The organism is Pseudomonas sp. XWY-1, from assembly GCF_002953115.1.
Taxonomy (GTDB): Bacteria; Pseudomonadota; Gammaproteobacteria; order Pseudomonadales; family Pseudomonadaceae; genus Aquipseudomonas; species Aquipseudomonas alloputida.
The window spans coordinates 3,839,313-3,852,202 of record NZ_CP026332.1; the positions used below are offsets into that span (position 1 = coordinate 3,839,313).

The window sequence follows — 12,890 nt, forward strand, 5'->3', positions numbered from 1 at the left end:
TGGCTCATTGGCCTTGGCGGATGGCGTCCGCCGAGCGCTGACCGTTGACCCTGCCCATGAGCACGCTGCCGTTGCCGGATGCCACGGGGGCCGGCCAGCGCATGCTTGCCCCCGGCAGCACATAACCCAGCAGGCCTTCAGCCAGTGGCTTGCTCTGGCTGCCTTGCTGCACGACCACATCGGTCAGCCGCGCATGTACCGGGCCCGTGTTACGCAGTTCAATGTAGGGCTTGCCCTGCACCGTCACCGGGCGCCAACTGAGCTGCGGCTTGCCCACGCCCTCGGCATTGCGTTTGCCTTCAGGGTCGGCCTTGCCCCACAGCCCTTCGCCATAGACGAACAGCGGCACCGAATAGCGCATCTGCAATCGAATGGCCGCCGTCGCGCCGGGCTCGGCCTTGTCGACCGGGATGGCGGGCGGAATCTCGTCGATGATGATGCGGTAGGCCTGCTCCTGGCCGGCGGGTGAAGGGCCGGTACGGGTGAGGCGGATCAGCTGCTTCTGCCCGGGTGCAATGTTGGCGACCGGTGGGCTGCCGATAATTTCGCGCTGCGCCTGGAACTGCTCCTGGTAATCACCCTGGCGCCAGGCGAATACCCGCACCTGCAGGTTTGCCGGCGCAGTGCCACGGTTTTCCAGCCACAACGCACCTGCCTTCTGGTCGGCCTCCAGCACCGGGTCGATCGGCCAGATCAGCACCGAAGTGGCCGCCCAGGCCGGCAGGCTTGCCAGCGACAATAATCCAGTCAATCCACGCGTCCACTTCGCGCCTGCCCGCATGCAGCTCTCCTTAGACACTTGTCATGGGTGGCGCTGGCCGTTACCAGGTCACCGTCACTTGCACCACATCGGTGTAGGTCCCTGCCGGCTGCGTGCCGGTCAGCTGAACCCGTCCGTACACCGGTAACTTGATCGCCGTCGGGTCGGAATAGCTCACCGCCACGCTCTGGCCGATCCCCAAGGCCTGGCTATAGGCGGCGTCCCGGTACAACTGGTAGGCCAGCACTTGCGTGCCACTGGTGCGCTTCAGGTTGCGTGTGCCACTGGCACTGTTTTGCCCGCCGTCCAGGCTCATGCTCATGGCCACGCCCGGCGTGCACTGGAACGTCACGGTAGAACCCCCCAGGGATGTGCTGAGCAGACCCGTGGACAGCGCCGACTGCGAGCCATAATCGAGCGTGCCGTAACTGGTGACACCGCCTACCACCAGACACCCGGCGACAACCTGCGCCGTCACCGTGAAGGTACTGGTGGTCACTGCCCCCAACGGAGCGGCCAACAACATGCTGACGCCTGTCAGGCCTCCTGCCAGCCAGCCGCGCATGGGTCAGAACGACAGCTCGACCGAGATCGTGTCGCTGTAGACCCCTGCGGGCAGGCCCGCCTTGCCGACAGCCTTGCCGTAAAGGTTGATCGTTTGAGCGGCGCCGGTACTGGTCGGCAGGGTGATGGTGTCGTCGACCGCCAGCAACGCCGTACGCCCAGCGTCGGTATAGAGGTCATACGGCACAAAGTTGCCAGAACCATCGGCGAGCGCACGGGTGCCACCGCTCGACTGGCCATCATGCAGGCCTGCACTCACTTTGATCACAGGCACCGTACCTGCAGAGCACAGGATGCTCATGGCGCCTCCCCCGCCTCCCAGCACCTGGGCATCGGCGGTGACGAACAAGGCATCCTCGGTACCGAAGTCCAGGGCACCGAAGTCAAGCCCCGACGTGCCCGACGTGCCATTGACCTGGCAGGCCGCAGTCAGCGTCAGGGTCGAGCTGATACTCCCTGTCACCGTGGCCGCCTGGGCCTGGGAAGCCAACGCCAGGCCCAGGCCTGCGAGGACGCAAAATGAAAGGTTCGTTCGCATCGGAGTCTCCTTGCGTGGTTACCAGTCCAGGGTCACTCTGAGGGTGTCGCGGTAAAGCCCGGCCGGCAGCGCACGCGGTTGCGCCACTACCACACCGTAGATGGGAATCGGTACTTGCTGGCTGCTGCTAATGGTGAAGGCCCGTGCCTGGCCGACGCCGTAGCGGCTGCTGCCGCCTGGGTCAACCGCCAGCTGGTATGGAATCAGTTCACGGCCGTTGCTCAGGCGGCGAATGCCATCTTCGCCATTGAGGCCACCATTGATACGCACGTTGAAGGCCCGAACCTCAGGCGTGCAACTGATCTGCAGGCTACCCTGACCGCCCACTTCGTCCACCTGGCTGCGCAACGGCTGATCCCAGTTCGGACCGCGCTCGCCAAAGTCCAGTACGCCTGGGTCACCCAGCACGGCCGGTTGCGTCTCGTTGCTGCTGATCTGGCAAGACGCGCTGATCACCAGCCGCGCCTGGATGAAACCGGTGGTGCTGCCATGCACCGCACCGCCTGGGACCAGCAGCGGGCCGAGGGTGAGCAACAGGATCGAAGTGCGGCTCATGGCATGGCGTCCTTGTGCATGACGGCGTCCTTACCAGGTGACGGTGACTTTCAGCAGATCGGCATAAACCCCTGCATCCGGCACCCAGGCCAGTTTGTCGATACGTGCATACAGCGGCAATTCAACCGAACCGCTGCCCGGTACACGCGCCGATTGGGCTACCCCCACTGCCAGCGGCTCACGCCAGGCAGCGTCACGGTACAAGCGGTAAGGAATGGGCCGCGCCAGGCGATCGTCGCTGGCCAGGTAGCGCAGTTCGCCGATGCCACCATGCAGGCCACCATCGACGCGCACCTGATAAGGCGTATCCGGGTTGCACTCCAGGCGCGGCGGACGCTGGCTCAGCAGCACACCACTCAAGGGCGCGCCAGGGCCATCCAGGCGCGCCGTAGCACCCAGGTCAATCCGCCCCAGGGCCTGGGCTCCCGCATCGCGGGTCTGGTTGACCAGCATGCAGCCACGCTGCACCAATACCCGCACCTCCACGAGAAAATCCGCAGCCACGGTACTGCCGCTGAACAACAGGCCGAACAGCGCGGCCAGCATGCGCTCCGTCACCTTGTTATCCTTATCGAAACGTCCTGAACTGAGCGTAGCAGTGAGGCGGAGCAGCCGATGTGGCATAACGCCATTTTTTTGTATTAGCGACAAAGCGATACCGTGGCATCAAAAAAAGCCTGTACCGCACAGAACCCGTGGCCACCCCGTGCCTCCAATGGCCAGGAGCCGGTAAATTCGCCGGGATTCTGTTAGGGTGAATCGTATTCGTCCCGCGCCAGACACCTGTGCCGTACACGGACGGACATGACAGGAGCTTTTTCAATCATGACTGCAGACAACTCACTGGCAGACGCCATGGAGCGCTGTGCCCAAGAACCGATCCAGGTTCCGGGCAGCATCCAGCCTCACGGCTTTCTGCTGGTGCTGGATGCCACCGACCTGTGCGTGCTGCAGGCCAGTGAAAATGTCGAGCACTGGTTGGGCTTGCCAGCCCGCGAACTGATCGGTTGCCACTTCGCCGACCTGGTTCACGAGGGCTTTGACCTGCACGCGCACCTGACACGGCTTCCCGAAGATGAAGTCTTCCCCTTCCACATTGGCGACGTGCGCTTGCGCCAGGGCGCACCCATCAGTGCCCTGCTGCACATGCTGGTCCATTGCCACGATCAGGTACTGATTGCCGAGTTCGAACCGCCCCGCCTGCCAGCAGACCTGGTCGAGCAAGGCGACTACTACCCGTTGGTGCGCAGCTTTGTCGCCAGTCTGCAACTGGCCGGCAGTATCGAAGACCTGCTGCAACAAGCGGTGCTGCAGCTAAAACGCATCACCGGCTTTGGGCGGGTCAAGGCCTACCGTTTCGATGCCGAAGGCAATGGCCAGGTGCTGGCCGAGGTAGCCGACCCGGGCTACCCCAGCTACGCAGGCCTGTGTTTCCCGGCTGCAGACATCCCGCGCCAGGCGCGCGAGCTGTACCGGGTCAACCGTATCCGCGTGATCGAGGATGCCAACTATCAGCCCTCGCCACTGCTACCCGCCACCAACCCGCGCACTGGCAAGGCGCTGGACATGAGTTTCGCTGTACTGCGCAGCGTGTCACCCGTGCACCTGCAGTACATGCGCAACATGGGCACGCTGGCCTCGATGTCGCTGTCGATCGTGGTCGACGGCGAGCTGTGGGGGCTGATTTCCTGCCACCATCAGCAGCCACGCCCGGTGGACCTGCGCACCCGCACGGCCTGCGAGCTGTTGGCCAGCGTGCTGTCGTTGCAGATAGAGTCCCGCGAGTCCCATGCCAGCACGCGCAAGCTGTTGGCGCTGCGCCAGCACATCGTACGCATGATCTCGTCCATGGCCGACCACGACAGCGTCAGTGACGGCTTGCGCGACCTGCCCCACGTGCTGCTGGCCTTCGCCGACGCCCAGGGCGCGGCAGTGATCTCGGCCGAGCGCTGTGACCTGATCGGCCAGACCCCGCCTGAGGCCCAGGTGACGGCGCTGGTGCACTGGCTAGGCCAACGTGACGAAGACAGCGTGTTCCATAGCGACAACCTGCGCCGCGACATTACTGAGCTACCCGAGCTGGCAAACCATGCTGGCGGGGTGCTGGCGGTGGCCATCTCGCAGATCCACTCGCACTACCTGCTGTGGTTCCGCCCCGAGCAGATACGCACGGTCAACTGGGCCGGGCAGCCGACCAAGCAGGTCGGGCCACAGGGCAACCTCGACCCACGGCACAGTTTTGAACGCTGGCAGGAAGAACTGCGCGGCTATTGTCAGGCGTGGGACCCACTGGTGATCGAGGGCGTGATGGAGCTGCGCAGCGCTGTGCTGGGCATTGTCCTGCGCAAGGCGGAAGAGCTGGCACAACTGGCTGGCGAATTGCGCCGTTCCAACAAGGAGCTCGAAGCGTTTTCCTACAGTGTTTCCCACGACCTGCGCGCACCGCTGCGGCACATCGCCGGCTATACCGAACTGCTTGGCGAAATCGAAGGCCAAGGCCTGAGCGAACGCGGCAAGCGCTTCCTCCAGCATATCGGTGAAGCGGCGCACTTTGCCGGCAGCCTGGTCGACAACCTGCTCAACTTCTCGCAGATGGGCCGCTCGGCCTTGCGCCTGTCCGACGTCGACCTCAACGCCCTGGTCGAGGCCATTCGCAGCGAGCTGGCCCCCGATTACGAAGGCCGCGCAATCGTTTGGGACATCGCCCCACTGCCCAAGGTGATCGGCGACCCGGCATTCATCAACATGGCCTTGCTCAACCTGATAGCCAATGCCATCAAGTACACTCGCGGCCGTACGCCTGCTCGCATCGAGATCAGTGCCGTACAGCACCCTGAAGAAACCGAGGTCTGCATCCGCGACAATGGCGTGGGCTTCGACATGGCCTACGCCAACAAGCTGTTCGGCGTCTTCCAGCGCCTGCACCGCATGGAAGATTTCGAAGGCACCGGCATTGGCCTGGCGAGTGTACGCCGCATCATCGAGCGCCACGACGGTCGAGTCTGGGCCACTGGCCAGGTCGACCAAGGCGCCAGCTTCCACTTCACCCTACCCCGAAACACTGCTACCTGAGGCATCGCTACCATCATGCTCAAGCCCATTCTGCTGGTCGAAGACAACCCCCGAGACCTGGAGCTGACCCTGCTGGCCCTGGAGCGCAGCCAGTTGGCCAACGAGGTCATCGTGCTGCGTGACGGCGCCGATGCCCTCGACTACTTGCTGCGCCGCAACGCCTACGCCGAGCGCGATGACGGCAACCCTGCCGTGCTGTTACTCGACCTGAAACTGCCCAAGGTCGACGGCCTGGAAGTGCTCAAGGAAGTGCGCGCCACTGCCGAACTGCGCAGCATCCCCACCGTGATGCTGACCTCTTCGCGCGAAGAGCCCGACCTGTTGCGTGCCTACGAGCTGGGGGTAAACGCTTATGTAGTCAAACCCGTGGAGTTCAAGGAATTCGTCACCGCCATCTCCGACCTCGGGGTATTCTGGGCAGTGCTAAACGAACCGCCACCCGGCTCACTGCGACTGAACCGTCGCGGTAGCAACTGAGGCCGCCGCAACGATGCAGCAAACGCCGTTGAAACTACTGATGGTCGAAGACAGCTCGATGGACGCCGAGCTGACCCTGATGCGCCTGGAGCGCAGCGGGCTGCATGTGCAGTCGCAGCTGGTGTTCGACCATGCGGGTGTCGAACATGCCCTGCGCCAGGCCCGCTACGACCTGATCTTGTGTGACTGCGTGCTACCAGGCTCGTCCGGCACAGAAGTGCTGGCCATCGCCCAACGCCTGGCACCCGACATCCCGTTCATATTCCTGTCCGGCATTTATGGCGAAGAGCACGCGGTGGAAATGATCCGCCTGGGCGCGACCGACTATGTGCTGAAGAAGAACCTGCCACTGCTGCCCAAAGCCGTGCGCCGAGCCCTGAGCGAAGTGCAGGAACGCCAGCGCCGTCGCCGCGCCGAAGAGGCCCTGGCGGACGTCGAAGCACGTGCTCGCATCGCCATCGACGCCGCCGGCATGGGCACCTGGGACCTGCGCCCGCAAGAGGGCCTGTTGCTGTGGGATGACCGCTGCAAGACCTTGTTCGGCCTGCCCACCAGCACCGAAATGAGCCTTGAAGTGTTCTACGCCGGCATCTACCCCGACGACCTGCCACTGGTGCGCGAGGCGGTGGAACATGCCATGCGCCCGGAAAGTGACGGTCATTACCGCGTGGAGTTTCGGATCGCGCAACCCAATGGCCTGGAGCCTCGCTGGTTGCTGAGCAGCGGCCAAAGCCAGTTCGTCGATGATCAGTGCGTTCGCTTCTCAGGCGTACTGCAGGACATCCACGCGCAACGCCAGGCCACCCAGGCGCTGCGTCAGCTGAACGAGATGCTTGGCGAGCGCGTCGAGCGCCGTACCCGCGAACGCGATCGTGCCTGGGAGCTGTCGCAGGATTTGCTGGCCGTGCTGAACAAAGACCTGACCCCGGTCGCACTGAACCCCGCCTGGGAAGCCAGCCTGGGCTTCTCACGCGAACGCCTGAGCCAGTCCTCCTTGCTGCACCTGCTGCCTGAGCACGACCAGGAACAGTTACTCACCGAACTGGCCGCCCTCGCCCACGGCCGCACCAGCGCACGCTTTGTCGGCCGCATCCTGCATGCCGGCGGCCAACAGCGCTGGCTGTCGTGGGTGGTGGTGCCGGAGGACACCCTGCTGTACGTGGTGGCACGCGACATCACCAGTGAGCGCGAAGCCGCCCTGGGCCTGGCAGACGCCAACGCCCGGCTGCGCGAGCAGATAAACGAGCGCGAGCGCATCGAGGCCGCTCTTCAGCAGATGCAGCGGCTGGAAGCGGTCGGGCAACTGACGGCTGGCGTGGCGCATGACTTCAATAACCTGCTCACGGTGATACTCACCGGTGCCAGCTTTCTGGAGCGCGATCTGGCCAAGGCCGACCTGGACAAGGCCCGCACTCGCCTAACCCATATCCGCGAAGCGGGCGAGCGGGGTGCCAAGCTGACCTCGCAGTTGCTGGCCTTCTCCCGCCGCCAGCGTCTGGAGCCGGTGCCGCTGAACCTCAACCGTACCCTGGCCGGCCTGGAGGAGCTGCTGCGCCGCACGCTGGGTGGCAACGTCTCGGTGCGTCTGGACCTTGACCCGGCCCTGTGGCAGGCACTGACCGACCCCACCCAGACCGAGATGATCATCCTCAACCTGGCGATCAATGCCCGCGATGCCATGCCCGACGGCGGCCAGCTGACCCTGACCACGCGCAACACCCATATCGACCAGCGCCCGCAACGCCCGGAAGACCCGGACCCGGGCGAGTACGTGATGCTAAGCATCCGCGATACGGGTTGCGGCATGAGCGAAGAGGTGCTGGCCAAGGTATTCGAGCCTTTCTTTACCACCAAGGACATCGGCAAAGGTTCGGGCCTGGGCCTGGCCCAGGTGTTCGGCTTCGCCAAGCAGTCCGGTGGCGGCGTGCGCATCGACACCACTCTCGGTCGCGGTACCGAAGTGGCGGTATACCTGCCGGCGGTAAAAGAGGAGATGGTGAACGAACCCGTGCCAGCAGTGCTCAGTCAGTCGATCAGCGAAAGCGGCCATAACCGCACGGTGCTACTGGTGGACGACGACCACCTGGTGCGCGACATGCTAGGCGATGTGTTACGCCAATACGGCTACCAAGTGCGCCAGGCGCACAGCGGCGAGCAGGCATTGGCCTTGCTGGATGACGACATTGACCTGCTGCTGACTGATTTCGCCATGCCCGAGTTCAATGGTGCACAACTGGCGCTGGCTGCCCGCGAACGGTACCCCCGCCTGCCGGTGGTGTTTCTTACCGGTTATGCGGAGTTGCAGGGGCTGGAACTGCCGGGCAGCCTGGTGATCCAGAAGCCGGTGCAGGCTGATGAACTGGCCAGGGCGCTGAACGAAATGCTGGGGATTTCCGGGTAACCCGGTACGGCACGACCCGCGCTCAGGAGGCGCGGAGGCGCGCAAAATCACAAAAACGCGAAAACCCAGTGCTCATCTTTCCTGGCACCGGGTTGAATACGTTTTAATCTTGAAAAATGGCAGGGGCGGCTGGATTCGAACCAACGCATGGCAGGATCAAAACCTGCTGCCTTACCGCTTGGCGACGCCCCTGTATCGGATGCAGCATTTGCTGCCCTGACAATTCCAACTGAGTGACAACTGGGTTGTTGTCTTGGAATGCGCGGCACTTTAACAACAAACTTTCGGTCTGTGAACCCCCCCTGATAAAAAAATTGCCAAAAAACAGCGAGTTAGTCATTTCGGTGCTGGTGCAGCGACCGTCCGTCGGTTTCCGCCCGCCTCGCTTCAACACAATCGCATTCCGCACTTCCAATCAGATAAGCCCATTGCATTGACCAAGGAGGACCCCATGCCTGTCTCTCACGACCTCTACCAGGACCTGCACTACCCGCGCGAAATCGTCCAGCAGCGCCGCCAGCAGGACAAGGCGCTGGATCGCCTGCTGGACGAGTACGTGGACATCGACAACCAGGTGCTGGCTGCCGAATCGATATCGGCCGGTAACTTCGTCGACGAAGACCTGCGCCACCTCAAGGAGCGTCGCCTGGCGGTGAAGTACATGATCGAGCGCCAGCTGGAGCGAAAGGCATAGCCCGTACAGGCACAAGAGGCGGCCAGACCTATCGCAAGAAGTGATGATTGCCCGGCACTTTCTCTATTAGTCAAAATGGCCGCTCTCGGGCAAGCTGCAGGCTGCCCCGCCATCGCCCAAGGAGCGTTGCTTTTGTCTGCCTGGATCCCTACCCCGCTGCGCCAGCTTGGCCAACGCTTGCGCGGCACCGCCAATCAACAGAGCGAGCTGCTCGGCTGGTTCGAGGACAAGGCGCACAGCCGCGGATATCAGCTGAGTGACGGTCAGCGGCGGGTAATCCACTGCATGGCCGAACAACTGACGCAGCTTGAACAAGGTCAACCGCGCAGTCTGTACCTGTACGGCTCGGTCGGCCGGGGTAAAAGCTGGCTGCTCGATGGCTTTTTCCAGGCCGTGCCGATAGCCGCCAAGCTGCGCCTGCATTTTCATGATTTCTTTGCACGCCTGCACCAGGGCATGCACCGCCACCGGGCGCTGGACGACGCGCTGGGCGCAACGCTGGACGAGCTGGTGGGTGGTTGCCGGGTGCTGTGCTTCGACGAATTCCACGTGCATGACATAGGCGATGCCATGCTGCTCACCCGGCTGTTCAACGCCTTGTTCGCCCGTGGCGTGTACCTGCTGGTGACCTCTAACTACGCGCCCGAAGGGCTGTTGCCCAACCCGCTGTATCACGAGCGTTTTCTGCCGGTCATTCGCCTGATCAACAGCTCGATGCACGTGCTCGAAGTCGGTGGCGACACGGATTTTCGCAGTTTGCCGGCCAACCGCGAGCATCAGCGTTTTACCCAGGGCCATTATGTCTGGCCGGGTGATGCGGCGCAGCGCCAGGCGCTGAACGTGCCGAACGAACAACCGGTGATACTGGACGTGAACAAGCGCCCGCTGCGGGCGCTGGCCATCGATGGCCGGCGGGTGGTGCTTGGCTTTGAAGATCTGTGCGAGAAGGCCACCGCGGTCATCGACTACCTGGTGCTGGCCAGGGAGTATGACGAGTGGGTGATCGATGGGCTGGATGACCTCTCGGCGTGTTCGCTGGCGGCTCAGCAGCGTTTCGTCAACCTGGTGGATGTGCTGTATGACCAGGATCGGCGGGTGATTGTCATAGGTAAACGTCCGCTGGAAGAGAGCCTGGGCGGCCCGCTGGCCGACCTGATGCGTACCCGCAGCCGGTTGGGGCAACTGCACCAGATTGCCCCCTGAGCCTGCAGTGCCTGAGACGGCCCTTTCGCGGGTGAACCCGCTCCTACAACGGCCTGGACTGCGCCCAATCACCAATGTGTGTCCACCCCCGATCGGGTGTAGGAGCGGGTTTACCCGCGAATACGGTAGCGGCCGCACCGGTGAACGGCGGGTGAAATTGGCCAGCAGGCCCGGCCCTTTCGCGGGTAAACCCGCTCCTACACGGCGGCCTGTGCCCAACCACCGACCTGTGTCCACCCTCGATCAGCTGTAGGAGCGGGTTTACCCGCGAATACGGTGGCAGCAGCAACGGTGAACGGCGGGTGAAATTGGCCAGCAGGCCCGGCCCTTTCGCGGGTAAACCCGCTCCTACACGGCGGCCTGCGCCCAATCACCGACCTGTGTCCACCCTCGATCAGGCGTAGGAGCGGGTTTACCCGCGAATACGGTAGCGGCCGCAACGCTGAACGGCGGGTGGAGATTGGCCAGCAGGCCCGGCCCTTTCGCGGGTGAACCCGCTCCTACGCGACGGCCTCTGCCGAACCACCGACGCGCGTGCCGCCCGCGAAAGGGCCATCGAGGTCAAACCATCAACCCGCCCTGGGCAAATCCGCCAGCACCGCTTCGATCTCCCCCAGCACTGCCGGGTCATCCAGGGTCGAAGGCGGCACATAATCCTGCCCATCGGCAATCTTGCGCAGCACCGCCCGCAGAATCTTGCCGGAACGGGTCTTGGGCAGGCGCTTCACCAGCCGTACCCGGTTGAAACAGGCCAGCGGGCCAATTTCCTCGCGCACGCTGCCCACCAGCTCCACCAGCAACTGCGCCTCGGCAATGCCCTCGCCATCCTTGAGTACCACCAGCGCCAACGGTACCTGGCCCTTGATCTCGTCATGCACACCGATCACAGCACACTCCGCTACCGCCGGGTGGCGGGCGACCAGGTCTTCCATTTCACCGGTGGACAAACGATGACCGGAAACGTTGATCACATCATCGGTGCGCCCCATGATGTAGACGAAACCATCATCGTCCAGATAGCCGCCGTCACCCGTGTGGTAGTACCCCGGATACGTGCGCAGATAGGCCTGCAGGTAGCGCTCGTGATCCCCCCACAGCGTCTGACTGCAACCGGGTGGCAATGGCAGGGCAATCACGATCGAACCCTGATGGTTGGCCCCGAGCAAGTGGCCTTCGTCATCCAGTACGCGAACGTTGTAACCCGGCACCGCCCGGTTGCTTGACCCTGGCTTCGCCGCGCTGCCCTCCAGCCCGACGCAAGGCGCGGTGACCGGCCAGCCGGTCTCGGTCTGCCACCAGTGGTCGTGCACCGGCTTGCCACTCACCCGTTCCAGCCATTCATGGGTGCTGGAATCCAGCTTTTCCCCCGCCAGGAACAGTTGCCGCAGCGAGCTGAGGTCATGTTTGCGAATCAGGTCGCCCTCCGGGTCCTCCTTGCGGATGGCGCGCATGGCCGTAGGTGCACAGAACAGCGCGTTGACCCGGTACTGCTCCACCACCCGCCAATAGGCCGAAGCATCCGGGGTGCGGATTGGCTTGCCTTCGTAGAACACCGTGGTACAGCCGCTCATCAACGGCCCGTAGACGATCAGTGAATGACCGACCACCCAACCGACGTCGGAAATGCCCCACCACACATCGCCGGCCTGCATGCCATAGATATGGCGCATGGCGTAACACAGCGCCACGGCATTGCCGCCGTTTTCCCGGACGATACCCTTGGGCTTACCGGTGGTGCCTGAGGTATACATGATGTACAGCGGGTCGCCGGCATCAAGCTCGACGGGCGCCACCGGCTCGGCGTCGGCCAAGGCCGCCTGCCAGTCCAGGTCGCGGCCTGGCAGCAGTTCAGCGTGCGCCTGTGGCCGCTGCAGCACCAGCACATTGCGCGGCTGGTGCCGGGCCAGTTGCAGGGCACGGTCAACCAGCGGTTTGTAGGCAATGACCCGGTCGAACTCCAGCCCGCACGATGCCGTCAGCAACAAGGTGGGCCGGGCGTCATCGATGCGCAGGGCCAACTCGTTGGCGGCAAAGCCACCGAACACGACTGAATGCACCGCGCCGATCCGCGCGCAGGCCAGCATCGCCATGGCCGCTTGCGGCACCATGGGCATGTAGATGATCACGCCATCGCCCTTGCTCACCCCCAGCTGGCGCAACAAACCAGCCAGGCGTGCCACCTCGTCGCGCAACTGGTTGTAGGTGTAGGTCTGCTGCACGCCGGTCACGGGCGAATCGTAGATCAGCGCCAACTGCTCGCCCCGGCCCTGCTCGATCTGGTGATCGAGGGCCAGGTAACAGCTGTTCAGGCGGCCATCCGCGAACCAGCGGTGGGTACCGTCGGCGTTGTCTTGCAGGGTCAGGGCAGGCTTGCGGTGCCAGGCCAGGTGTGCGGCCTGTTCCGCCCAGAAAGCGGCAGGGTCGGAAATGGAATGGGCGTAGCTGTGCTGATAGCTCATGTCGTTAGAAACCCGGTACTTGTTGTTATTGAAGGGCGAAACTTGAGTATGGACCGCTATACCCACGCCGCCATGGGACTAAAGTCACAACCGACCTGCAAATTTGCAGACAACGCAATTACGCCCCATAACGGTGCAAAGCCTCTAGAATAGGCCTCCCCTTCAAC

General features: G+C 63.5%; 11 protein-coding genes and 1 tRNA gene. 5 read left to right on the top strand and 7 right to left on the bottom strand.

The window, feature by feature from the left end:
• Positions 1-4: 4 nt before the first annotated feature.
• The 5 genes from PRJ_RS17795 to PRJ_RS17815 are packed head-to-tail and all read right to left on the bottom strand — an operon-like array spanning position 5 to position 2,975.
• Positions 5-781 carry a molecular chaperone gene (locus tag PRJ_RS17795; RefSeq protein WP_104962123.1) on the bottom strand — a complete coding sequence of 259 codons (777 nt, stop codon included), beginning with the start codon at positions 779-781 and terminating at the stop codon, positions 5-7.
• 40 nt (positions 782-821) lie between these two features.
• On the bottom strand, positions 822-1,325 hold the full coding sequence (locus PRJ_RS17800; RefSeq protein WP_020192458.1) for a spore coat U domain-containing protein: 504 nt from the start codon (positions 1,323-1,325) through the stop codon (positions 822-824).
• Between the two features lie 3 nt (positions 1,326-1,328).
• Entirely contained in the window at positions 1,329-1,862 is a 534-nt protein-coding gene (locus PRJ_RS17805) for a spore coat U domain-containing protein (protein WP_104962124.1), read from the bottom strand.
• Between the two features lie 18 nt (positions 1,863-1,880).
• Complete coding sequence (locus PRJ_RS17810; protein WP_104962125.1) at positions 1,881-2,417, bottom strand: spore coat U domain-containing protein; 537 nt, start codon at positions 2,415-2,417, stop codon at positions 1,881-1,883.
• A gap of 30 nt (positions 2,418-2,447) precedes the next feature.
• The gene (locus PRJ_RS17815; RefSeq protein ID WP_104962126.1) at positions 2,448-2,975 is read right to left on the bottom strand and encodes a spore coat U domain-containing protein; all 528 of its coding nucleotides are present in this window, start codon (positions 2,973-2,975) and stop codon (positions 2,448-2,450) included.
• A 267-nt stretch (positions 2,976-3,242) separates the two neighbouring features.
• Between PRJ_RS17815 and PRJ_RS17820 the strand changes: the two genes are divergently transcribed.
• Genes PRJ_RS17820 through PRJ_RS17830 form a run of 3 tightly spaced genes read left to right on the top strand, consistent with a single transcriptional unit; the run spans position 3,243 to position 8,367 of the window.
• On the top strand, positions 3,243-5,489 hold the full coding sequence (locus tag PRJ_RS17820) for an ATP-binding protein (protein WP_104962127.1): 2,247 nt from the start codon (positions 3,243-3,245) through the stop codon (positions 5,487-5,489).
• Between the two features lie 15 nt (positions 5,490-5,504).
• Positions 5,505-5,966, top strand: coding sequence for a response regulator (locus tag PRJ_RS17825; RefSeq protein WP_003250360.1), 462 nt, complete (start codon positions 5,505-5,507; stop codon positions 5,964-5,966).
• Positions 5,967-5,979: 13 nt separating this feature from the next.
• The gene (locus tag PRJ_RS17830; RefSeq protein WP_104962128.1) at positions 5,980-8,367 is read left to right on the top strand and encodes a hybrid sensor histidine kinase/response regulator; all 2,388 of its coding nucleotides are present in this window, start codon (positions 5,980-5,982) and stop codon (positions 8,365-8,367) included.
• Positions 8,368-8,484: 117 nt separating this feature from the next.
• Here the strand turns inward: PRJ_RS17830 and PRJ_RS17835 are convergent.
• Positions 8,485-8,559: transfer RNA gene (locus PRJ_RS17835), tRNA-Gln, on the bottom strand.
• Between the two features lie 259 nt (positions 8,560-8,818).
• Here PRJ_RS17835 and PRJ_RS17840 point away from each other — a divergent pair.
• Both PRJ_RS17840 and zapE read left to right on the top strand, forming a co-directional pair.
• A complete protein-coding gene (locus tag PRJ_RS17840) occupies positions 8,819-9,061 on the top strand; it encodes a hypothetical protein (RefSeq protein WP_020193386.1) in 243 nt (80 codons plus the stop codon).
• A gap of 132 nt (positions 9,062-9,193) precedes the next feature.
• Positions 9,194-10,264: a cell division protein ZapE gene (gene zapE / locus PRJ_RS17845; protein WP_104962129.1), complete on the top strand. Its 1,071-nt coding sequence runs from the start codon at positions 9,194-9,196 to the stop codon at positions 10,262-10,264.
• Positions 10,265-10,833: 569 nt separating this feature from the next.
• Here the strand turns inward: zapE and PRJ_RS17850 are convergent.
• Positions 10,834-12,723, bottom strand: a complete 1,890-nt coding sequence (locus PRJ_RS17850) for a propionyl-CoA synthetase (RefSeq protein WP_104962130.1) — start codon at positions 12,721-12,723, stop codon at positions 10,834-10,836.
• Positions 12,724-12,890 lie beyond the last annotated feature (167 nt).